This window comes from Pseudomonas sp. S4_EA_1b (assembly GCF_016307435.1).
Classification (GTDB): Bacteria; Pseudomonadota; Gammaproteobacteria; order Pseudomonadales; family Pseudomonadaceae; genus Aquipseudomonas; species Aquipseudomonas rhodesiae.
In genome coordinates, this window is the sequence record NZ_JAEILC010000048.1 from 48,361 (window position 1) to 69,613 (window position 21,253).

General features: G+C 60.2%; 21 protein-coding genes. 6 read left to right on the forward strand and 15 right to left on the reverse strand.

The genetic code is table 11. The features are described from left to right. The first annotated feature begins 140 nt into the window (after window positions 1-140). The 3 genes from YA0848_RS17220 to YA0848_RS17230 are packed head-to-tail and all read left to right on the forward strand — an operon-like array spanning window position 141 to window position 2,647. Complete coding sequence (locus tag YA0848_RS17220) at window positions 141-1,148, forward strand: methionine ABC transporter ATP-binding protein (protein WP_034111136.1); 1,008 nt, start codon at window positions 141-143, stop codon at window positions 1,146-1,148. After that, window positions 1,148-1,822, forward strand: a complete 675-nt coding sequence (locus tag YA0848_RS17225; protein WP_034101701.1) for a methionine ABC transporter permease — start codon at window positions 1,148-1,150, stop codon at window positions 1,820-1,822. The genes YA0848_RS17220 and YA0848_RS17225 overlap by 1 nt, the downstream gene beginning before the upstream one ends. Before the next feature lie 51 nt (window positions 1,823-1,873). Continuing rightward, a complete protein-coding gene (locus YA0848_RS17230) occupies window positions 1,874-2,647 on the forward strand; it encodes a MetQ/NlpA family ABC transporter substrate-binding protein (protein ID WP_047882318.1) in 774 nt (257 codons plus the stop codon). A 406-nt stretch (window positions 2,648-3,053) separates the two neighbouring features. Here YA0848_RS17230 and YA0848_RS17235 read toward each other — a convergent pair whose 3' ends face one another. The 5 genes from YA0848_RS17235 to YA0848_RS17255 are packed head-to-tail and all read right to left on the reverse strand — an operon-like array spanning window position 3,054 to window position 6,980. Beyond that, entirely contained in the window at window positions 3,054-3,689 is a 636-nt protein-coding gene (locus YA0848_RS17235) for an SCO family protein (RefSeq protein ID WP_034101699.1), read from the reverse strand. Beyond that, complete coding sequence (cyoE, locus tag YA0848_RS17240) at window positions 3,686-4,585, reverse strand: heme o synthase (protein ID WP_034111134.1); 900 nt, start codon at window positions 4,583-4,585, stop codon at window positions 3,686-3,688. The genes YA0848_RS17235 and cyoE overlap by 4 nt, the downstream gene beginning before the upstream one ends. Continuing rightward, window positions 4,573-5,652, reverse strand: a complete 1,080-nt coding sequence (locus YA0848_RS17245; protein WP_034101696.1) for a COX15/CtaA family protein — start codon at window positions 5,650-5,652, stop codon at window positions 4,573-4,575. The genes cyoE and YA0848_RS17245 overlap by 13 nt, the downstream gene beginning before the upstream one ends. A gap of 10 nt (window positions 5,653-5,662) precedes the next feature. Next, window positions 5,663-6,247 carry a hypothetical protein gene (locus YA0848_RS17250; protein ID WP_034101695.1) on the reverse strand — a complete coding sequence of 195 codons (585 nt, stop codon included), beginning with the start codon at window positions 6,245-6,247 and terminating at the stop codon, window positions 5,663-5,665. Then, window positions 6,213-6,980 carry an SURF1 family protein gene (locus tag YA0848_RS17255; RefSeq protein ID WP_169902269.1) on the reverse strand — a complete coding sequence of 256 codons (768 nt, stop codon included), beginning with the start codon at window positions 6,978-6,980 and terminating at the stop codon, window positions 6,213-6,215. The genes YA0848_RS17250 and YA0848_RS17255 overlap by 35 nt, the downstream gene beginning before the upstream one ends. Before the next feature lie 33 nt (window positions 6,981-7,013). On the opposite strand from YA0848_RS17255, the gene YA0848_RS17260 reads away from it, so the two are divergent. Next, window positions 7,014-7,217 (forward strand): twin transmembrane helix small protein, encoded by a 204-nt coding sequence (locus YA0848_RS17260; protein ID WP_034101693.1) that lies wholly within the window; start codon window positions 7,014-7,016, stop codon window positions 7,215-7,217. 6 nt (window positions 7,218-7,223) lie between these two features. On the opposite strand, the gene YA0848_RS17265 is transcribed toward YA0848_RS17260, so the two are convergent. The 4 genes from YA0848_RS17265 to coxB all read right to left on the reverse strand — a co-directional run bounded on the left by YA0848_RS17265 (window position 7,224) and on the right by coxB (window position 11,564). Then, window positions 7,224-8,111: a cytochrome c oxidase subunit 3 gene (locus YA0848_RS17265; RefSeq protein ID WP_034101692.1), complete on the reverse strand. Its 888-nt coding sequence runs from the start codon at window positions 8,109-8,111 to the stop codon at window positions 7,224-7,226. Window positions 8,112-8,146: 35 nt separating this feature from the next. Continuing rightward, window positions 8,147-8,698 (reverse strand): cytochrome c oxidase assembly protein, encoded by a 552-nt coding sequence (locus YA0848_RS17270; protein ID WP_034101691.1) that lies wholly within the window; start codon window positions 8,696-8,698, stop codon window positions 8,147-8,149. Window positions 8,699-8,788: 90 nt separating this feature from the next. Next, window positions 8,789-10,378: a cytochrome c oxidase subunit I gene (ctaD, locus tag YA0848_RS17275; RefSeq protein WP_034101690.1), complete on the reverse strand. Its 1,590-nt coding sequence runs from the start codon at window positions 10,376-10,378 to the stop codon at window positions 8,789-8,791. Window positions 10,379-10,436: 58 nt separating this feature from the next. Then, on the reverse strand, window positions 10,437-11,564 hold the full coding sequence (coxB, locus tag YA0848_RS17280) for a cytochrome c oxidase subunit II (protein ID WP_034101688.1): 1,128 nt from the start codon (window positions 11,562-11,564) through the stop codon (window positions 10,437-10,439). Window positions 11,565-11,932: 368 nt separating this feature from the next. Between coxB and YA0848_RS17285 the strand changes: the two genes are divergently transcribed. Further along, window positions 11,933-12,580 (forward strand): hypothetical protein, encoded by a 648-nt coding sequence (locus tag YA0848_RS17285; RefSeq protein ID WP_169902270.1) that lies wholly within the window; start codon window positions 11,933-11,935, stop codon window positions 12,578-12,580. 56 nt (window positions 12,581-12,636) lie between these two features. Here the strand turns inward: YA0848_RS17285 and YA0848_RS17290 are convergent, their stop codons facing one another. The 6 genes from YA0848_RS17290 to YA0848_RS17315 form a co-directional block, all read right to left on the reverse strand. Next, the gene (locus tag YA0848_RS17290; RefSeq protein ID WP_034101685.1) at window positions 12,637-14,184 is read right to left on the reverse strand and encodes a SulP family inorganic anion transporter; all 1,548 of its coding nucleotides are present in this window, start codon (window positions 14,182-14,184) and stop codon (window positions 12,637-12,639) included. 85 nt (window positions 14,185-14,269) lie between these two features. Next, window positions 14,270-15,001: a carbonic anhydrase gene (locus YA0848_RS17295; protein ID WP_034101684.1), complete on the reverse strand. Its 732-nt coding sequence runs from the start codon at window positions 14,999-15,001 to the stop codon at window positions 14,270-14,272. A 227-nt stretch (window positions 15,002-15,228) separates the two neighbouring features. Continuing rightward, complete coding sequence (locus YA0848_RS17300; protein ID WP_169902271.1) at window positions 15,229-16,287, reverse strand: PA0069 family radical SAM protein; 1,059 nt, start codon at window positions 16,285-16,287, stop codon at window positions 15,229-15,231. An 81-nt stretch (window positions 16,288-16,368) separates the two neighbouring features. Further along, window positions 16,369-17,667 carry a cytochrome c gene (locus tag YA0848_RS17305; protein WP_034101681.1) on the reverse strand — a complete coding sequence of 433 codons (1,299 nt, stop codon included), beginning with the start codon at window positions 17,665-17,667 and terminating at the stop codon, window positions 16,369-16,371. Window positions 17,668-17,679: 12 nt separating this feature from the next. Further along, window positions 17,680-19,464, reverse strand: coding sequence for a GMC family oxidoreductase (locus YA0848_RS17310; protein WP_034111126.1), 1,785 nt, complete (start codon window positions 19,462-19,464; stop codon window positions 17,680-17,682). A 2-nt stretch (window positions 19,465-19,466) separates the two neighbouring features. Next, window positions 19,467-20,219 (reverse strand): gluconate 2-dehydrogenase subunit 3 family protein, encoded by a 753-nt coding sequence (locus YA0848_RS17315; RefSeq protein WP_034111123.1) that lies wholly within the window; start codon window positions 20,217-20,219, stop codon window positions 19,467-19,469. A 279-nt stretch (window positions 20,220-20,498) separates the two neighbouring features. Between YA0848_RS17315 and YA0848_RS17320 the strand changes: the two genes are divergently transcribed. Then, window positions 20,499-21,197, forward strand: a complete 699-nt coding sequence (locus tag YA0848_RS17320) for a dual specificity protein phosphatase family protein (protein WP_047882309.1) — start codon at window positions 20,499-20,501, stop codon at window positions 21,195-21,197. The last annotated feature ends 56 nt before the right edge of the window (window positions 21,198-21,253 follow it).

Genomic DNA, 21,253 nt, shown 5'->3' on the forward strand with positions numbered 1-21,253 from the left:
TTTTTATGACCTTTGATCGCGTTATTGCCAAATCGCTGGTTGGATACGAAATAAATGCTAAGAAACGCTATACGGACAGGCTAAAATGCGCGCCCGGCTAACCGCTGATCCCTTTTCATGCGCCCCACAAGGTTCGCTACGTGATCGAGTTTCAAAACGTCCATAAAACCTACCGTGTCGACGGTAGGGATATCCCCGCGCTGCATCCCACCAGCCTGCGAGTCGAGAACGGCCAGGTGTTCGGCCTGATCGGCCATTCGGGTGCAGGTAAAAGCACGCTGTTGCGCTTGATCAACCGCCTGGAAGAACCCAGCGGCGGTCAGATCACGGTCGATGGCGAAGAAGTCACCGCCCTGGACGCCAACGGCCTGCGTCGTTTCCGTCAGCAGGTCGGCATGATCTTCCAGCACTTCAACCTGCTGGCTTCCAAGACCGTCGCCGACAACGTGGCGCTGCCACTGACCCTGGCCGGCGAAATGTCGCGCAAGGCAATCGACCAACGGGTGGCAGAACTGCTCGCTCGCGTGGGCCTGTCCGAACACGCCAAGAAGTACCCCGCGCAACTCTCCGGCGGCCAAAAGCAACGCGTCGGCATCGCCCGCGCCCTGGCAACCAAGCCGAAGATCCTGCTGTGCGACGAAGCCACCAGCGCCCTCGACCCGCAGACCACCGCGTCGGTCCTGCAATTGCTGGCCGAAATCAATCGCGAGTTGAAACTGACCATCGTGCTGATCACCCATGAAATGGATGTGATCCGTCGCGTATGCGACCAAGTCGCCGTGATGGACGCCGGTGTGATCGTCGAGCAGGGGTCGGTGGCGGATGTGTTCCTGCACCCTAAGCACCCGACCACCAAGCGTTTTGTGCAGGAAGCCGACCAAATCGACGAAAGCGAACAGCGCGATGACTTCGCTCACGTGCCTGGCCGTATCGTGCGCCTGACATTCCAGGGCGAAGCGACTTACGCGCCATTGTTGGGTACCGTCGCGCGCGAGACGGGAGTGGACTACAGCATCCTTGCCGGTCGTATCGATCGCATCAAAGACATTCCCTACGGGCAACTGACTCTGGCCATCACCGGCGGTGATATGGAAGCAGCTTTCGCCCGCTTCACCGCAGCCGACGTGCATATGGAGGTCCTGCGTTAATGGACGTGTTACTGCATTACTTCGATAAGGTGGATTGGGCCGACATTTGGGTCGCCACCGGTGACACCATGCTGATGCTCAGCACCTCACTGCTGTTCACCGTGCTGGTCGGCCTGCCGCTCGGCATCCTGCTCTTCTTGTTCAGCCCACGTCAGTTGCTGGAGCAGAAAGCCACCTACGGCGTTCTGGCGTTTATCGTCAACGCTATACGCTCACTCCCGTTTATCATTCTGCTGATTGTGATGATTCCTACAACGATCTTTATCACCGGCACATCCCTGGGAGTGGCCGGCGCTATTCCGCCGTTGGTGGTAGGCGCCTCGACGTTCTTCGCGCGGCTGGTGGAAACGGCTCTGCGCGAAGTGGATCGCGGCATCATCGAAGCTACGCAAGCCATGGGTGCCACTACTCGGCAGATCATCGTCAAGGCACTTTTGCCCGAGGCGAAGCCTGGCATCATTGCCGCAATCACCGTGACCGCCATTGCACTGGTGGGCTATACCGCCATGGCCGGCGTGGTCGGTGCCGGCGGGTTGGGCGACCTGGCGATCCGCTATGGATACCAGCGTTTCCAGGACGACGTCATGGTCGTCACCGTCATCATGTTGATTGTGCTGGTGCAGATTCTGCAAACCATCGGCGACAAGCTGGTGACACACTATTCTCGAAAATAACGGCCATTGCCGGCCAACTGCCGGCAGATGCCCGAACAAGGAGCTTGCTGGATGAAAAAACTACTGGTTGCTTTCGCCGCCGTTGCCGCGTTTTCCGCTCACGCGGCCGAGACCCTCACCGTCGCGGCCTCGCCGGTGCCCCACGCGGAAATCCTCGAATTCGTGAAGCCGGCCCTGGCTAAAGAAGGCGTGGACCTCGAGGTCAAGGTGTTCACCGATTACGTGCAGCCCAACGTACAAGTGGCCGAGAAGCGCCTGGACGCCAACTTCTTCCAGCACCAACCGTACCTCGATGAGTTCAACAAGACCAAGGGCACTCACTTGGTAAGCGTGGGCGGGGTACACCTGGAGCCCCTGGGTGCTTACTCCAGCAAGTACAAAAAAATGGACGAGCTGCCAAGCGGCGCCAACGTCGTGATCCCTAACGACGCCACCAACGGCGGCCGCGCCCTGCTGCTTCTGGCCAACAACGGCCTGATCACCCTGAAGGACCCAACCAACATCCTGTCGACCATCAAAGACATTACCGCCAACCCGAAAAACCTGAAGTTCCGCGAACTGGAAGCCGCCACCCTGCCACGCGTATTGACCCAGGTCGACCTGGCGCTGATCAACACCAACTACGCCCTGGAAGCCAAGCTGGACCCTGCCAAGGACGCCCTGTTGATCGAAGGCAGCGACTCGCCGTATGTGAACATCCTAGTCACCCGCGAAGACAACAAGGACGCGGACGCCGTGAAGAAACTGATCGCCGCGCTGCATACCCCTGAGGTGAAGCAATTCATCGAAGAAAAATACAAAGGTGCGATCAAGCCGGCTTTCTGATCCTGAAGAAACAAACTGATCCCCAGTCCACTGGCGATCGACAATTTGGGAGGGGGCTTGCTCCCGATAGCAGTGCTTCAGTCGGCATCTACATCGACTGACACCTGCTATCGGGGGCAAGCCCCCTCCCACATTAGGTTTGTGCAAGACTCGAATGTGCTAATCGACGACCAACCGTGGTTCAGTGCCTCTGACATCGGCCACCCGATGGGCTTGCATCTCAATTCAGCATTACGGCGTGAACTCGATCCCAATCAACAGCAGACGCTGGCCCCGACCCCTCAGGCAACACAAAGCAAATGTGGGGGGGGGCTTGCCCCCGATGGCAATGCTTCAGTCGACATCTACATCGACTGACACTCTGCTATCGGCCAAGCAAGCCCCCCCACATTTTTTGTGTCGGCTACTACTGACGCTGTAACAACCCTGGTAATTGCGCCACCAGCTTCTGGTTGTTCAACGGCGCGCGGATAAAACCACGTTGCGTTCCGTCCGGGCCGATCAGCGCGAGGTTACCGCTGTGATCGACGGTGTAGTTCGGCTTGCTGGTATCGGCCGGGATGAACGGGATACTCACGGCGTTCGAGACCTTCTGCACCTCAGCCACATTTGCGCCGGTCAAACCCTGGAATTGCGGATCGAAATAGCCCAGGTACTGCTTGAGCTGGGTCGGAGTGTCGCGGTTGGGGTCGACACTCACCAGGATCACCTGAAGCTTATCCACAACGTCCTTGGGCAGTTCGCTCTTGATCTGGCGCAGTTGAGCAAGGGTGGTAGGGCAAATGTCCGGGCAGAAGGTGTAGCCGAAGAACAGCAGGCTCCACTTACCCTTCAATTCATTGATCACCACCGGCTGGCCGTCCTGATTGGTCATGGTCACCGGCGGCAGCGCGCGGCTTTGCGGCAGCAGGATGATGCCGGCGTCGATCAGCGCGGTGGGGTCGCCCTGGCCTTTGCCGTTGAGCACTTTGTTAACGGTCAGGCCCATGATCAACGCGACGATGGCCACCAGGATAAAGACGGTTTTTTGAGTTCGAGTCATAGGTTCAACAGTAAGTAGTGGTCTACGAGCAGCGCGATAAACAGTAGGAACAGGTACCAGATAGAGTACTTGAAGGTGTTGATCGCCGCGTGCGGCCGACCGCCACGGTACAACACCCAGGCCCATTGCAGAAAGCGCGCACCCAAGACCAGCGCGCAACCCAGGTAGAGCGGGCCGCTCATGTGGATCACGTAGGGCATCAGGCTCACTGCCAGTAGGGCGAAGGTATAAAGCAGAATATGCACCTTGGTGTAATGCTCGCCGTGGGTTACCGGCAGCATCGGAATATCGGCCTTGGCGTACTCCTCTTTGCGGTGAATGGCCAAAGCCCAGAAGTGTGGCGGGGTCCAGGCGAAGATAATCAGCACCAGCAGCAGCGGTTCGGCGCTGACATGCCCAGTGACGGCAACCCAGCCCAGTAGCGGTGGCGCCGCTCCGGCCAAACCGCCGATAACGATATTCTGCGGCGTAGCGCGCTTGAGAAACCCGGTATAGATCACCGCATACCCCAACAACGATGCCAAGGTCAGCCATGCCGCCAGCGGATTGGTGAACGCCAGCAGCAGCGTCAGCCCAGCCACTGACAACACCAACGCAAAGGCCAGGGCGGCCACAGGCTGCACGCGCCCCTGGGCCAACGGGCGCTTATGGGTGCGAGCCATCACAGCGTCGATCCGCCGGTCCACCACGTGGTTGATCGCCGCCGCGCCGCCTGCACACAGAGCGATCCCCAGATTGCCGAAAATCAGCACCGTCCACGGCACGCCAGCGCGGGTCGCGAGAAACATACCGACCAGGGAAGTGATCAACATCAGCACCACCACTTTCGGCTTGGTCAGCTCCAGATAGTCGCGCCAGAGCGCCTGGTCGTGCCGCGCGCCGGTCAAGGTCGCCATGGCATTTCTCCTTTAAGGGTGGTCAGGCCCGATATCTGTTTGCGCGGGATAAAGCGCCAGCCGAACGGCCGCTGACTGCGCACCCGTACCAGGCTGGTACGCGCGTGGTAATTGACCAGCACCAGCGTCAGCAACAACCCGGCGCCACCGGCGTTATGGGCCACGGCCACCGGCAGCGGCAGATGGAAATACACATTGCTCAAGCCCAGGCCGATTTGCGCGGCCAAGGCAATCAGCAACAGGCCCGCCAGTCGCGTCATGCCCACCGCGCGCAGTTGCCAGGCCAAACCGAGCAGGGCCAAGGTGACGATGACCGCGCCCAAGCGGTGGGTCAGGTGAATCGCCGTACGCGCCTCGCTGTCGAGCTGCCCGCCCAGGTAGTTCGGGCCGATATGTTGGGTCAGGTGAAAACCGTTGGCAAAGTCCGCCGCCGGCCACCATTGACCGTGGCAGGTGGGCAGGTCGATACAGGCCACGGCCGCATAGTTGGAACTTACCCAGCCGCCCAGCGCGATCTGGCCGATCACCAACACCAGCCCGGCCGTGGCCCAATATTGCAGGCGCTTCGGCACGATCAACGCCGGTAACACTCCCGACAAACGCAGGGTCAGCAAAAACAGCAGGCTCAGGGTGGCAAAGCCGCCCAGCAAGTGCCCTGTGACCACTTGCGGCCACAGCTTCAATGTCACCGTCCACATACCAAACGCCGCCTGGGCGAATACCACGGCGAGCAGAAACAGCGGCAACTTCACCGGCTGTCCGGGATCGCGCCGATGGCTCCAGCACCGCGCCGCCAACACGCCGATCAGCAGCCCCAAGGTGCCGGCGAAGTAGCGATGGATCATCTCGCTCCAGCCTTTGTCGGCCTCCACCGGCGTGTCGGGAAAATGCAATTCGGCATGGGCCAGTTGGGCTTCACTGTTGGGCACCCCAATAAAACCGTAGCAACCGGGCCAATCCGGGCAGCCGAGACCGGCGTGGGTCAGGCGGGTATAGGCACCCAGCAGCACGACGATCAGCGCCAGCAGGGTGGCAAACAACGCGAGGCGAAATCCAGGTTTGGCCATGACGATGCCCTTATCCGATGTTGGACAGTTTCAACAGATGACGCAGGTCGTTGAGCAGATCCTTGCCCTTGACCGTGGCGTCATAGCGCAGCACCAGGTTGCCGTGGGGATCGACGATCCAAAGCTGCGCGTCCCCCGGCGCAGCGGCGTTTTTGCCGAAGGTCGACAGGTCCAGCGCGTAGCGTTGCAACTGGGGGTATTCGGCCTTGAGCTTGGCGTCATAGTCAGTGCTCAAAGGTTGCGCGCTGGCCAGGGCATGACTGGCGCGCGAAGCATCGCGGCCCAGGCCAATCTGCAGTTGCCGCGCCAGGTACACCAGTTGCTGGCAGTCGGCGGCGCAGGCCGTGGGTGCCGTAACCAGCAGTTGCCAGCGCTGCTCGTCGGCCTGCACGCCGATGTCGGCGCGGGTCTGACCATCACCAATCAGCTCGCCGTGATAGCTGCGACTGTCAGGCACCCAGAACTGCAGCTTGTACATGAGTGTGGCCAACACCATCGGGCCGATGACCATCAGCAGAATCAGGATCAACTGCCAGCGGCCTTTGCGGCGGTCGGGCAGCTCAGACATGTTGGGTGGATTCATGGCCGCTCTCATGGGGCTTCTCCTTTTTTGTGTGGTGCCATCCGAGATAGAGATAAAGCGCCAGCAACGCCAAGACCATGGCGAACCACTGCACGGCATACGCCAGATGTTTTTCCGGGCCCATGGCCACGACCGGCCAGCGGGTTTCGTACGTGCCCGGGCCGGGTTCGGCGCGCAACTCGTAGGCATACCCGCTGCGACCCAGCTCGGCCCACAACGCGGAGGGGTGCAGCGCGGTGAGCAAGCGCGGCCAATTGGACGCCACCGGGTCGGCCTGCAATTGGAAGGTTTCGCCCGGCGCCACGTACACCCAGGCGTCGAGATTCACCGGTTGTTCAGGGGTGGTGAAGGCCGGCGGGGTGCGCCGGTCCGGCCAGGGCAGCCAGCCGCGATTGAGCAACAGCCACAGACCGCTGGCCTGGTCATGGAAGGGTTGCAGCAGCTCGACACCGGCCTTGCCATCGCGCATGCGGTTGTCGAGCAGTACGCTGTGCTCGGCATCGAACTGCCCGCGCAGGTGAACCCGACGAAACGCAGGGTCTGCGAGCGCCGCGAGCTGGTCACCATGGATCGGTTCGGCCGCACGGCGCTCGGCATAGCTGTCCACCAGCACCTGCTTTTCCTGGCCGCGAGACAGCTGCCAGCATCCCAGCCCCACCATCAGCGGCAGCAGCACAAGCACTACCACCGTCGGCGCAATACCGGGACGAAAGCGCTGCCAGGCACTGGCTATACTGGATCTCATCGCCCCTCCCCTCGAAAGCCCAGGAGCCGCACCATGCTCAAAGCAGCTATTGCCCTGATGCTGATCGCGACCGTCGTGAGCCTGTTCAGTGGCTTGTTCTTTCTGGTCAAGGACGAGGGCCACTCCAACCGCCTCGTCACTGCCCTGACCGTGCGCGTGGTGCTGGCCGTGATCACCCTCGGCTTGATTACCTGGGGCTTTTTCAGCGGCCAGTTGGTGTCGCACGCGCCGTGGTGAAACGCCCTACAGCACGTAAACGAAGAAAAACAGGCCGATCCATACCACATCCACAAAGTGCCAATACCAACTGGCCGCTTCGAAGCCGAACTGGTGCTCGGCATTGAAATGCCCGCGCAGGATGCGCATCAGCATCACAAACAGAATGATCGTGCCGATGGTCACGTGGGCGCCGTGAAAACCGGTGAGCATAAAGAAGGTCGCGCCATACACGCCCGAGCCCAAAGTCAGACCCAGCTCTTTATAGGCGTGGATATATTCCTCAGCCTGGAACCCCAGGAACGCCAAGCCCAGCAGCACGGTGATCGCCAGCCAGAGTTTCAGAGCACCGCGATGGCCTTTACGCAGGGCATGGTGGGCAATGGTGATGGTCACGCTGGAACTGACCAGCAGGATCGTATTGACCAACGGCAAGCCCCACGGGCTGATAGTGCCCTCCGGCGCTGGATAGAGTTTCGGGTCCGGGTTGTTGAGCAACGGCCAGGCAAACTCGAAGTTCGGCCACAGCATATGCGCGATGCCCTTAGGACCTTCGCCCGCCAACGCCGGACCGGACACATGCCGCACATAGAACAGCGCACCGAAGAACGCGATAAAGAACATCACTTCGGAAAAGATGAACCAACTCATGCCCCAGCGGAACGAGCGGTCCATCTGCGAACTGTACAAACCGGCGCGACTTTCCTTGATCACCGCGCCGAACCAGCCGAACAGCATGTAGGCCAACAGCAGGCCACCGACGAAAAAGATCCACGGCCCGTGGGATTCCGGGCGCGCGGCCTTGAGATCGTTAAACCACAGGCCCAGGCCGTACACGGTGATCAACAGGCCGAACGTGGCAATTATTGGCCATTTGCTTTGCGCTGGTACGTAGTACGTATCATGAGTCGACATGTATTCGCTCTCCTGATTGAGCGGGCAAACAGTAGCTAGCCGCCGCTATGGGCAGCCACGGGCGGTTGGCGCGCAGTGATATCGAACAGCGTGTACGCCAGGGTCAAATGCTTTACATCCTTGGGCATGTCGCGATCGACAATGAAACGCACGGGCATTTCGATGCGCTCGCCAGGCTGTAGCACTTGCTGGGTGAAGCAAAAACACTCGGTTTTGTGGAAATACACCGCCGCTTCGGCCGGGGAAATGCTCGGAATCGCCTGGGCAGTCATTGGTATATTGCTGGGGTTGTAGGCCACGAACAGCATCTCGTTGACCGCCCCAGGGTGGACCACCAGTTCATCGGCCTTGGAGCGAAACTCCCAGACCATGTCGATGGCATTGGTGGCCAGAAACTGCACGCGCACCTGGCGCGACGGGTCCACTACCTGCGAGCCCTCATACTGCCCTGCGGTCTTGCCGTTGATGCCGAACGCCTTGCACATCACGTCGTAGATGGGCACCAGGGCGAACCCGAAGGCGAACATCGCCACCACCAGGATCAACAGCCGGGTGACCAGGCGCTTGAGGGGCACGGGGTCAGCCATGACGTCCACCTGCTGCGTTGCAAACCAGGGTGATGTCGGCTGGCATACCATCATCGGGGGCAAGCCCCCTCCCACAGGGGATTAGCGTCTTCATTTGACCTCCGGCGGCGTGGTGAAGGTGTGGTACGGCGCCGGCGATGGAATGCTCCATTCCAACCCTTCGGCGCCATCCCACGGTTTGGCCGGTGCCGGTGGGCCGCCACGGATGCACTTGATCACGATAAACAGGAAGAAGATTTGCGTGGCGCCGAACATAAACGCGCCGATCGACGAGACCATGTTGAAGTCGGCGAACTGCAGGTTGTAGTCCGGCACCCGCCGCGGCATGCCCGCCAGGCCCACGAAGTGCATCGGGAAGAACGCCATGTTCATGCCCACGAAAGACAGCCAGAAGTGCAGCTTGCCCAGGGTTTCGTCGTACATATGGCCGGTCCATTTCGGCAGCCAGTAGTACGCCGAGGCGAAGATGCCGAAGATCGCGCCGGGCACCAGTACGTAATGGAAGTGCGCCACCACGAAGTAGGTGTCGTGGTACTGGAAGTCCGCCGGCGCAATCGCCAGCATCAGGCCGGAGAAGCCGCCGATGGTGAACAGAATCACGAAGGCCACGGCAAACAGCATCGGCGTCTCGAAGGTCAGCGAGCCTTGCCACATGGTGCTGACCCAGTTGAACACCTTCACCCCCGTGGGCACGGCGATCAGCAACGTGGCGTACATAAAGAACAACTCGCCCACCAGCGGAATGCCCACCACGAACATGTGGTGCGCCCACACGATAAACGACAGAAACGCGATGCTCGCCGTGGCGTAGACCATCGAGGTGTAACCGAACAATGGCTTGCGCGAGAAGGTCGGGATGATCGAGCTGACGGCGCCGAAGGCCGGCAGGATCATGATGTACACCTCAGGGTGGCCGAAGAACCAAAACACATGCTGGAACAGCACCGGATCACCGCCACCGGCGGCACTGAAGAAGCTGGTACCGAAGTGGATATCCATCAGCATCATGGTCACACAGCCGGCCAGCACCGGCATGACCGCGATCAGCAGGAACGCGGTGATCAACCAGGTCCACACGAACAGCGGCATCTTCATCAATGTCATGCCGGGCGCACGCAGGTTGAGGATGGTAGCGACCACGTTGATCGCACCCATGATCGAACTGATGCCCATCAGGTGAATCGCGAAGATGAAGAACGTCACGCTTTCCGGCGCATAGGTCGTGGAGAGCGGCGCGTAGAAGGTCCAGCCGAAATTCGGCCCACCGCCTGGCGTGAACAAGGTCGACACCAACAACAGGAACGCCGCCGGCAACAGCCAGAAACTGAAGTTATTCATGCGCGGCAGGGCCATGTCGGGGGCGCCGATCATTAGCGGAATCATCCAGTTGGCCAGGCCGACAAATGCCGGCATCACCGCGCCGAACACCATGATCAGGCCGTGCATGGTGGTCATCTGGTTGAAGAACGCGGGTTCCACAATTTGCAAACCCGGTTGGAATAACTCGGCGCGAATCACCATGGCGAAGGAGCCGCCCAACAAGAACATGGTGAAGGCAAACCACAGGTACATCGTGCCGATGTCTTTATGGTTGGTGGTCAGCACCCAGCGCATCAAACCTTTGGCGGGGCCGTGGGCATGGTCACTGGCGTGGCCATGGTCATCGATCACAGCGCTCATGGCCGTTCTCCTGCAAACGAAGGGGCGGGGCGGTTCAGGGCATTTGCAATGAAAGGAGTCATTTGCTTTCCGCCTGCTTGATGGCCAACACGTCTTTAGGCGTGACCATGTCGCCTTTGTTGTTGCCCCAGGCGTTGCGCTCGTAAGTCACTACGGCGGCGATATCAACTTCCGAGAGCTGCTTGCCGAACGCGGCCATCGCGGTTCCCGGCTTACCGTGATACACGATGCTCAGGTGATCGGCCGCAGGCCCCGTGGCGATCTTCGAGCCCTTGAGCGCCGGGAACATCGGCGGCAGGCCCTGGCCCTCGGCCTGGTGGCAGGCCACACAGGTGGTGTGATAGACCTTGTCGCCACGAGCCACCAGCTCGTCGAGGGTCCACTCTTTGGATGTCAGCTCCTTAAGCTTGGCGGCTTCGGCCTTGCGCTCGCCCAGCCAGGTGTCGTAGTCGGCCTTGGACTTGACCTCCACCACGATGGGCATGAAACCGTGGTCCTTGCCGCACAGCTCGGCGCATTGGCCACGGTAGAGGCCGGGCTTCTCGACGCGGGTCCAGGCTTCGTTGACGAACCCCGGAATGGCATCGCGCTTGACGGCGAAGGCCGGCACCCACCAGGAATGGATCACGTCGGCGGCCGTCACCAGAAAGCGCACCTTGGCGCCCACCGGCAGCACCAGCGGCTGGTCGACTTCCAGCAGATAATGCTCGCCCTTGGTAGCCTGGTTACGGATCTGTTCGGCGGGTGTGGCCAGGTTGCTGAAGAACTCCACATCCTGGCCCAGGTATTTGTAGTGCCACTTCCACTGATAGCCGGTGACTTGGATATCGATATCCGATTCACTGCTGTCGTAGATATTGATCAGGGTCTTGGTGGCCGGGATGGCCATCGCGATCAGGATCAGCAGAGGGACCACGGTCCAGAGGATTTCCACGGTGGTGCTCTCGTGGAACTTGGCGGCGACCTGCCCGGTGGAGCGGCGGTGGACCATCATCGACCAGAACATGGCGCCGAACACGACGATGCCGATCACCACACAGATCCAGAAAATGGTCATATGCAGGTCGAACACAGCGTGACTGACTTCTGTCGCCCCTGGCGCCATATTCGTGGTCCAAGCGGCGTGCGCCTGGCCGAATACCGACCACAACAGGAGGCCCATCCAAACGTGTGGATGTCGCATCATTGCGGGTTCCCCTTATCGTTCTTGTTATCCCGCCGGTTTGCACCTGCGTCGAAGGGAGCGGCTTCCATACTGCTTACAACCGCTTAGCCTTGCCTGCTTATGCAGTCTGGCGTCATCAGCTAATCGCGTACAAATCCGAGTATAGACAGGGTCTGCAACCCCGCAATGTGTAGGGGCAAATGAGCCGAAAAGGCTGGGTGGAAACCCAATGGAAGCGGGGAGCGGAATCGTTTTTCCGACGAACGATGGCTATCCGATATAACGCCTGCGTATAACCGTGAAATAATTATGACAAATGCATCTGAGGCTCTCGTATAAACGAGCTACCTTATGCTCTTTCTTCTTATGCCTGCACTACTGGAGCGTTCATGAACACCGCCGCATTGCGCGAGCAGATTTCCCGTGCCCATCAACACGAGACCGAAACGGGCCAGCTGGGTTGCCAGCTGGAAAAACAATTGCCGCACCTGCATTCGGCCATTTCCCTGGCTGACGGTGATCACGTCGCCATCATGACCCGCTTTGTCACTGCCTACATCGACCTCGTGCCGGACCTGCTGGATGCGGCCAACGAGGTGGCGCGCGAGGCCGGTATCGAAAGTCAGATCAAACCCGTCCTGAAGATCGCCGAGCATTTTTTCCTGCAACCCCCCGCTTTGCTGCAAGGCCACGAAGAGCTCGACGGTCTGCTGGATGAAGCGTACCTGGCCCATCGTCTGGTGGAAGAGGTCAACGACTTGTATATCAAGCACTTTGGCCAGCCATTGATTCCGGTGGATATCACCGTCGCCAACGTGATCGCCCATCAGTTGATCGGCGAGGCATTCGCCAACCAGCTGGATGAAGCCGTACACCACGCCGTGGATGAAATGCTCAACGAAGACAGCTTTGCGCTGGAGTCTGTGGAGACCTATCGCGAGCAGCTCAAAAGCCCGGAAACGGAAGCCGCGTGGAAGCGCTGGCCGTGCCTGTCGCGCCAGTTGGGTGTTGAGCTGGAGCTGGATCAGCCGGCTTGAACTTTCAATCTAATGCGGGAGGGTGGTAACCCTCTCCCGCATTTGATCCGGCTCCGTCAGCCGATAGAGGGTGCCGAGCCGATCCCCGTCGTCGTCCTGATTCGGCCTTCGAGCCTGCGCTTCAACCCCCGCGCCTCAATCACCAACTTCGACCCTTTGGCCGCATTTGCCCGGCCCCATTCTTCCAGCAACTCCAGGCAGGAATGGTCGATGTAGCTCAGGTTGTTAAGCGGCACATGCACCGTGGTGCCGGTAGGCACGGTCGACAGCACTTGAGTCAGCGCCGGGACTTTGAGAAACGTCGCCGCGCCAATCAACCGCAGTTCCATCTCGCCGTCCTGAGGCAGATCGATCAGGCTGACTTTCAAGCGCGACGCCTTGAACGCCAGCTTGACCAGGGTCAGCCCGAAGCCCACCAGCACACCCGTCAGCAAGTCGGTGAAGATGATTGCCAGCGCTGTGGCGGCATAGGTGAACATCGGCATCCGTCCGTAGCGTCCCAGCGCCTTGAACGCCTTGACGTCCACCAGCTTGATCCCGGTGTACACCAGCACACCCGCCAGGCTTGCGACCGGAATGCTTTGCAGCACACTCGACAGCAGCAGCACAAAACCCAGCAGCCACACGCCGTGGAACATCGCCGACAGCCGCGTGGTAGCGCCTGCTTGGACGTTAGCCGAACTGCGCACAATCACACCGGTCATCGGCAGGGCGCCCACCAGACCACACAGCATGTTGCCTACACCTTGGGCAGATAATTCCTTATCAAAATCGGAACGTTGACCACTGTGCATGCGATCCACAGCCGCCGCGGAGAGCAGGGTTTCGGCGCTGGCAATGAAAGCAACGGCGAACGCGGCGATCAGCAGTTGGGGGTCAGCCAGGTTGAGCAGGTCGCTGGGGCGCAACCAGTCGATGGCATCGGCGAGGTTCTCCGGCACCTCCACCCGCTTGACCTGCAGCGCCAGCACCAGGCTGGTGACCGTCGCCAGGCCAACACCGAGCAAGGCTCCCGGCACGAATCGTAGTGACTGCGGGCGCAGTTTGTCCCACAGGTACATCACCAGCATGGTGGACAAACCAAGCAGTCCCGCTTGCCAGCCGAGGCCACCGCCAAGGGTGGGGATCGCCTCGGCCAGCGCGGCCGGGAAGCCCGCCAGGTTATCCAGCCCTGAAGGCTTGGGCGCGGCGTCGAGCATCACATGGACCTGCGACAGCACAATCAGCACGCCAATCCCCGCCAGCATGCCGTAGACCACCGCCGGTGCGGTCACACGAAACCAGCAGCCCAGGCGCAATCGTCCGGCCACCAGTTGCAGGAAACCCGCCAGCAGCAGGATAGGCCCGAGCATCAGCATGCCGTGCTGGCGCACCAACTCGAACACCAGCACTGCCAAACCCGCCGCCGGACCGCTGACTTGCAACGGCGACCCCGCCAGCCAGCCCACCACCAGGCCACCGATGATGCCGGTGATCAGGCCCTTGGCCGGCGGCATGCCGGACGCAATGGCGATGCCCATGCACAGGGGCAGGGCGACCAGAAACACAACCACCGAAGCGAGCAGCTCCCGTGGCAGTACAGCTTTCAATTGAGCAGCACGCATGATGGCTCTCCCGAGGCATTCGCCGGGCGCGGTAAAGCCTGGCTGCGTCCATGGCAGCCACCGCTTTACCCGGCAGGGAAGTGTTTTAGAAGCGCGCTTTAGGCGTCGCGCAAGGGATAGGTCCGGAACCGCTCAACGGTCGGAACGCTGATTGCTCCGCGTCGTACGCGCGAATTTCACTGGTCTCGATGTTGTAAATCCAGCCGTGGATAAACAATTGACCGTTGGCCATGCGCGAAGCCACCGAAGGGTGGGTGCGCAAATGCTGCAACTGGGCGATGACGTTTTCTTCGGTCAGCACCTTCATGCTCTCGCCTTCATTGGCGCAGTCGCAGTTGTCATGAACCATGGCCTTGGCGACCTCGGCGTGCCGCAGCCAGGCCCTGACCGTGGGCATTTTCTCCAAGCTGTCGGGGTTGAGCACCGCGCGCATGGCGCCGCAATCGGAATGCCCGCAGACGATGATGTGCTGTACACCCAGGGCAAGCACCGCGTACTCGATCGCCGTGGAAACACCGCCGTTCATCTGCCCGTAAGGGGGCACCACATTACCGACGTTACGGGTAACGAACAGGTCGCCGGGCGAGCTTTGGGTGATCAATTCAGGGACGATGCGCGAGTCTGCGCAGGTGATGAACATCGCTCTTGGGCTCTGGGCCGTGGCGAGTTTCTTGAAGAGTTCTTCCTGCTGAGGGAAGACGTCGTGATGGAAATGCAAAAAACCGTCAACGATATGTTGCAACGCTGCATCGGCGGATTCTGCCACCTGAGGGGCTGATGCCGACGCAGCCAACGGCTGTTTATCCTTGTCACTCATGATTCATCCTCTTAATTAATGCAGGGGAGTTTTCAGGTCAGTTCGACGCCTGGCTAGTGGAATAGTTGTAAACCCCCACGGACTCCAGGGCCGACTCATCAGTCACTCGCTGAACAAGGTAACCATCGAAACTTAACTCAAACTGAATGAACCGCTCTAGATCGCGGGTTTCAGTGATGTCAAAACGCGACTATTCCTACAGGAATGGTGCATCCGTCCCAGCCAGTCTACAACAATGCCATTTGTCGGCCAGGTGGACAGAACGCCTCGCAATCCAGATTGAAGCCTTCCCGACGATTCAGACCCAAACGCTTGATCGCTTTGCTGAAGCGCTGGGCCAGTAGATCGGCAAACGGCCCTTCACCACGCATGCGCACGCCGAAACGGCTGTCATACACCTCTCCGCCGCGCACCTGGCGCACCAGGCTCATCACATGGGCCGCGCGCTGCGGATAATGCGCCGCCAGCCATTCTTCGAACAGCGGCGCCACCTCCAACGGCAAGCGCAGCATCATGTAGGCCGCGCTCTGGGCACCGGCGGCATGGGCTTCGCTCAGCAGGCTTTCCAGCTCGCTGTCGTTGATCATCGGGATCATCGGCGAACACAGCACGCCCACCGGGACCCCCGCCTCACGCATCACCCGAATCGCTCGCAGACGCGCCTTGGGCGCCGCCGTGCGTGGCTCCAGGATGCGCTTGAGCTCATCGTCCAGGCTGGTGAGGCTGATCATCACCGCCACCAGACGCTGGCGCGCCAACTCGGTGAGCAAGTCCAGATCGCGCAGGATCAGCGAGCCCTTGGTGATGATGGTCACCGGGTGCCGGTATCGCAGCAACACTTCCAGGATCTGTCGGGTGATGCGGTGCTCGCGCTCGATGGGTTGGTAGGGATCGGTGTTGGAACCGAGGTTAATCGGCGCACACACATAGCCCGGTTTCGACAGCTGCTGCTCCAGCACCTGGGCGGCATTGTGCTTGGCGATCAGACGGGTTTCGAAATCCAGCCCTGGGGACATGTCCCAATAGGCATGGCTGGGCCGCGCGTAGCAGTAGATACAGCCGTGCTCGCAGCCACGATAAGGGTTGATCGAGCGGTCGAACGGCAAGTCTGGTGAGTTGTTGCGCGTGATGATGGTCTTGGCCGTCTCGATACGCACTTCGGTGCCCTGGGTCGGCGGTACTTCCTGATGCCAACCGTCATCCTCGACCACGCTGACCGTGGGCGCAAAGCGGTTGTGCAGGTTGGTGGCCGTGCCCCGGCCCCGGGGTGGCAGCGCAGTCGACATAAGAACGCCTCGATACTGTTTTTATATACAGTATCGAGGCGCAAGGTGTCTGACCAGTGCCGTTTGGCGGTCAATGCAAGATCAGTGCTTTTTCGTCACTTGCCCCAGGTCATCGCCGGAGGTGGTGCGCATGTCGTCTTTGCGCAGGTCCGCCACGTCGCTGGCCTTGACTGGCCCACCTTGGTTGCCCCAACTGCCCCGGATAAAGCTCACCACATCCGCCACTTCCTGGTCCGACAGACGCCAGGCGAACGCCGGCATGGTGAAGGTGGACGGTGCCGCGTGGGTGGCCGGTAATGTGCCGCCGTTCAACACGATGTTGATCAGCGACGTCGCATCCGCCGTCTGCAACACCGGGTTGCCCGCCAGCGCCGGGAACACCCGCGTATAACCATGCCCGTCGGTACGGTGGCAGGCCGCGCAGTTGTCGATATACACCGACGCACCCCGCTGGCTGTCGTCGCCTTTCCACAGGGCTTGCGCCACCTGCTTGTCGTACTGGTGCGGCTGATCCTTGGGATCCACCGCCGGTAGACTCTTGAGGTACCGGGCGATAGCGGTCAGGTCGTCTTGCGACAGGTATTGCATGCTGTGCACGACCACATCGCTCATGCCGCCAAACACCGCGCTGCGGTCACTGCGACCGGTCTTGAGGAATTGCACCAGTTGCTCTTCGCTCCAGCTGCCGAGCCCATCCTTGTGGTCGCCGCGCAGGCTTTTGGCGATCCAACCTTCCAACGGCGCACTGCCGGACAGAAACGCGCTGCCGTCCTGAGCACTCAGGGCTTTTTCCTGCATGGTCAGGGCGCGCGGCGTATGGCATGCGCCACAGTGGCCAAGGCCCTCCACCAGATAGGCGCCGCGACTGATCACCGGGTCGGAGCCCGCTACGGCCTGATAATCCTCAACGGCCGGCGCAAACATCCAGCGCCACGCCGTCAACGGCCAGCGCATGCTCAAGGGCCAGGGAATATCGCTGTCCTTGTTCGCTTGGGCGACCGGTTCGACGCCTTTCATGAAATACGCGTACAACGCCTGCATATCGCTTTCGCTGACACGAGCGTAAGACGGGTAGGGCATGGCTGGGTAAAGCGTACTACCGCTTTTGGCGACGCCATGGCGCACGGCCTTGTCGAAGTCCTCGAAGCTGTAATCACCCAGGCCGGTCTTGTCCGGGGTGATGTTGGTGGAATAGATCACACCGATGGGGGTTTCCATCGGCAGGCCACCGGCAAAGGGTTTGCCGCCCTTGGCGGTGTGGCAGGCCACGCAGTCACCGGCGCGGGCCAGGTACTCGCCTTGCTTGATCAGGTCGGTTTCAGCGGCGCTGATCGAGCAACTGCTGAGCAGCGCCAAGGTCGCGATAACAAATGCTTTCATGGTCATCGCTCCTTATGCCTGAACCAGCGGGCCGGGGTTTTTCAGGTACTGCTCGCGGATCGCTCGGGCCGACCAGTAGGTCAGCGCCGCCACCAGGCCGGTAGGGTTGTAACCCAAGCCTTGTGGGAAAGCGGATGCGCCCGGGACAAATACGTTGTGCACATCCCAGGACTGCAGGTAGCGGTTGACCGCGCTGGTTTTCGGGTCGGTGCCCATGATCGCGCCACCGTTGAGGTGGGTGGTCTGGTAGGACGCGGTATTGAAGTGCTCACCGACCTTCTTGCCCAGCAGAGCGATCGCCTTGGGGTTCATGGCCTGCGCCACCTTGCCCATTTTCTCGACCATGAAGCGGTTCATTTTGATGTCGTTTTCCTGCCAGTCGAATGTCATCCGCAGCAGTGGCAGGCCGTAGGCATCGCGATATACCGGGTCCAGATCCAGGTAGTTGCCCCGGTAGGATTGATGAGCGCCGTGGGCATCCATTGACACCTGATGGGTGTAGTAATCGGCGGTGGCGCGCTTCCACGCACTGCCCCAGGCGGGGGTGCCCGGCGGGTTGGACGTACCTGCGATCGGCCGGCTGCCGGCCTGGTTGACCCACATCGGCGAACCGCCCACAAAGCCGTGGGGGCCGTGGTCGAAGTTGTCGGCGTTGAAGTCATCAATGGCCACGCCGTTGCCGCCGGCACCGATGAAATTGTTGGTGTGGGTGTCCTTGTCAAAGAACGCTTTGATGGTGGCCATGTTCTGGTAAGCGAAGTTCTTGCCGACCACGCCTTCGCCGCTGATCGGGTCGTAGGGCTTGCCGATACCCGATAACAGCATCAAACGCACGTTATGGAACTGGAACGCACCGAGGATTACCAGGTCCGCCGGCTGCTCGCACTCGCGGCCCTGGCCGTCGATGTAGGTCACACCGGTGGCCTTGCGCTTGGTGCTGTCGAGGTTGACCTTGAGTACGTGGGAATTGGGCCGCAATTCGAAATTCGGCACCTGCCGCAGGGCCGGCAGGATGTTCACGTTCGGCGACGCCTTGGAGTACATGTAGCACACGTAGCCACTGCAGAAACCGCAGAAGTTGCACGGCCCCATTTGCGCACCGTAGGGGTTGGTATAAGGCCCCGACGTGTTGGCCGACGGCAGGTTGTAGGGCTTGTAACCCACCTCCGTAGCGGCTTTCTGAAACAGCTGTGCAGAGACGGTATTTTTCTGCGCTTGCAGGGGGAACGGGTTGGAGCGGTCCGGCGCATAAGGGTTGCCGCCGCGCCCTTCGCCCACCAATTGACCTTTGACGGTCCAGGCCTGGCCTGAGGTGCCGAAGACTTTTTCCGCATAGTCGAAGAACGGCTCCAGCTCTTCATAGCTGACGCCGAAGTCCTGGATGGTCATGTCCTTGGGTATGAAGTGCTTGCCGTAGCGCTCTTCGTAGTGGCTGCGCATGCGCAGCTCAATAGGGTCGACGCGAAAATGCACGCCCGACCAGTGCAAGCCCGCACCGCCCACGCCATTACCGGGCAAGAATGCACCGAGCTGCCGATTGGGCAAGGCTACGTCATTCACACTATGGCGAATGGTTACGGTCTCTTTGGAAATATCCTGGAAGAGCTTTTTACGCACGCTGTAGGTCAGTTCGTCGATGACCTGGGGATAGTTGCCGTCGGGGTAGGTGTCCTGCATCGGGCCGCGCTCCAGCGCAACCACGTTCAAGCCCACTTCCGTCAGTTCCTTGGCCATGATCGCGCCGGTCCAGCCAAAGCCTACGATCACTGCATCGACTTTCTTCATGATGGTCGCCACGCTTATGCCCTCTCACCGCGGATGGAAACTGCCGGGAAGGGGTATTGCTCGTTGCGTTCCACCCAATCCATAAAGTCGGCGCGCGCGCCGGGGAAACCGATCAGTGTCCAGCCGACCATGCCTTTATTGCCCCCGTGAATCGGGTCGCAGAAAAATCCTTCTTTGGTGTTCTGCAGTAACAGGTTGAAGAACATCTTCGCCGGCACCGCATCGAAATGGGCCGACACCTCGCCGCCGCCAGCTTCAAGGCGACGCAGCATATCGTCCTGGGTAGCGCTGTCTTGAGCGGCAAAGGCTTTGCCGTTGAATGCCTTCGACCAGGCATCGGTCGCGGCAATGCCCAGGCGATAGATCTCTTTGGGCACCAACTTGCTCTGCCAGCCCATCTCTGGGGCGGCATCGGCGTTGAATGGCCCCTGCATGTACCACAACGCCCCACTGGCATAGGGCGTGTTCATCTGACGGTCGATGTACTCCGGCGCACCCGCTTCAAGGGCGCCGGGACCTTGGGCATCGGCAGGGATCAAGCGCGCGACGGCAGCCTGGATAAACGCCCATTCCTCAGCCGTGAAATAGCTGGGTTCGTAGGCTTTTTCGCTAACCGCTGGCTTGGCCGCGCTGGCCTGCGCCGGCTCAGGCGTGGCCATCAGCATCGAACCACCCAGGCCGGTACTGGCAACCGTGACCACCGGGATCAAGGTCAAGGATTTGCGTAAAAAGTCACGCCGGGGGTTGTCTTGATCTTGATCAGACATGGAGCACCTCATCATGTGGTCACGGATTGAACAGCCGCTTCTGGCGAGCGGCTTGAGCGTCTACAGGGCAATTGGATCCAACTGTTTCAGAGAGATAGAACACAGCTGACATGAATAGTTACGAATGATAGCAGGCTAAGCATCGAGGAAAATCGATTCAGCTGAAAATCACCGGCCACAAAGCCCGCCAAATCACGCTTCTTTGACGACCGACTCACACGGCATTGACCCGACGTCACCCAATCTGAAAGCCATTAGCTCCTTTCGGTTACGTCGACCATGTTGAAACACGCCTTATTTGCGGCTCTCTGCCTCACGCTCGTCAGCCTGTTCGCCACTACCCCCGTGCAGGCCGATGAGATCATCACTTCCGTGCGCTCACCCGAATGGGCGCAACCGATTGATACCCACTACAACTTGCACCAGATGACCCCCACGTTGTACCGCAGTGGCTTACCGGATAGCGGCGCGCTGCCATTGTTGGAAAAGCTGAAGATCGGCACGGTGATCAATTTCCTACCGGAATCCGATGCCACTTGGCTTAAAACAGCCGATATCAAGCAAGTGCAACTGACTTATCGCACCAATCACGTTGATGATTCGGACGTACTGGCGGCGCTACGCGCCATTCAGCAAGCAGAGAGCAACGGCCCAGTGCTGATGCACTGCAAGCATGGTTCGGACCGTACGGGCTTGATGGCAGCGATGTACCGGGTAGTAATTCAAGGGTGGAGCAAAGAAGACGCGCTGAACGAAATGACCCTGGGTGGATTTGGCAACAGTAATGGTTTCAAGGACGGCGTTCGCTACATGATGCGGGCCGATGTCGGCAAATTGCGCACAGCCTTGGCAAACGGAGATTGCAGCACTAGCGCGTTTGCACTGTGTTCGATGAAGGATTGGATCTCCACCTCAAACAAGGAGGGAGCAGATGCAGTAGGGGCGGACGTGATCAAAACAATGCAGCCACGTGAATGACCGCATTGTCTTGAGGCTCTTTGCGAGCCCCCAGCTCCTAAATGATTGCGTGAGGT

Coding starts and splice junctions, on each gene's coding strand:
- YA0848_RS17225 (WP_034101701.1), top strand. CDS start 1,148: ATGGACGTGTTACTGCATTACTTCGATAAGGTGGATTGGGCCGACATT.
- YA0848_RS17230 (WP_047882318.1), top strand. CDS start 1,874: ATGAAAAAACTACTGGTTGCTTTCGCCGCCGTTGCCGCGTTTTCCGCT.
- YA0848_RS17235 (WP_034101699.1), bottom strand. CDS start 3,689: ATGACTCGAACTCAAAAAACCGTCTTTATCCTGGTGGCCATCGTCGCG.
- cyoE (WP_034111134.1), bottom strand. CDS start 4,585: ATGGCGACCTTGACCGGCGCGCGGCACGACCAGGCGCTCTGGCGCGAC.
- YA0848_RS17245 (WP_034101696.1), bottom strand. CDS start 5,652: ATGGCCAAACCTGGATTTCGCCTCGCGTTGTTTGCCACCCTGCTGGCG.
- YA0848_RS17250 (WP_034101695.1), bottom strand. CDS start 6,247: ATGAGAGCGGCCATGAATCCACCCAACATGTCTGAGCTGCCCGACCGC.
- YA0848_RS17255 (WP_169902269.1), bottom strand. CDS start 6,980: ATGAGATCCAGTATAGCCAGTGCCTGGCAGCGCTTTCGTCCCGGTATT.
- YA0848_RS17260 (WP_034101693.1), top strand. CDS start 7,014: ATGCTCAAAGCAGCTATTGCCCTGATGCTGATCGCGACCGTCGTGAGC.
- YA0848_RS17265 (WP_034101692.1), bottom strand. CDS start 8,111: ATGTCGACTCATGATACGTACTACGTACCAGCGCAAAGCAAATGGCCA.
- YA0848_RS17270 (WP_034101691.1), bottom strand. CDS start 8,698: ATGGCTGACCCCGTGCCCCTCAAGCGCCTGGTCACCCGGCTGTTGATC.
- ctaD (WP_034101690.1), bottom strand. CDS start 10,378: ATGAGCGCTGTGATCGATGACCATGGCCACGCCAGTGACCATGCCCAC.
- coxB (WP_034101688.1), bottom strand. CDS start 11,564: ATGATGCGACATCCACACGTTTGGATGGGCCTCCTGTTGTGGTCGGTA.
- YA0848_RS17285 (WP_169902270.1), top strand. CDS start 11,933: ATGAACACCGCCGCATTGCGCGAGCAGATTTCCCGTGCCCATCAACAC.
- YA0848_RS17290 (WP_034101685.1), bottom strand. CDS start 14,184: ATGCGTGCTGCTCAATTGAAAGCTGTACTGCCACGGGAGCTGCTCGCT.
- YA0848_RS17295 (WP_034101684.1), bottom strand. CDS start 15,001: ATGAGTGACAAGGATAAACAGCCGTTGGCTGCGTCGGCATCAGCCCCT.
- YA0848_RS17300 (WP_169902271.1), bottom strand. CDS start 16,287: ATGTCGACTGCGCTGCCACCCCGGGGCCGGGGCACGGCCACCAACCTG.
- YA0848_RS17305 (WP_034101681.1), bottom strand. CDS start 17,667: ATGAAAGCATTTGTTATCGCGACCTTGGCGCTGCTCAGCAGTTGCTCG.
- YA0848_RS17315 (WP_034111123.1), bottom strand. CDS start 20,219: ATGTCTGATCAAGATCAAGACAACCCCCGGCGTGACTTTTTACGCAAA.
- YA0848_RS17320 (WP_047882309.1), top strand. CDS start 20,499: ATGTTGAAACACGCCTTATTTGCGGCTCTCTGCCTCACGCTCGTCAGC.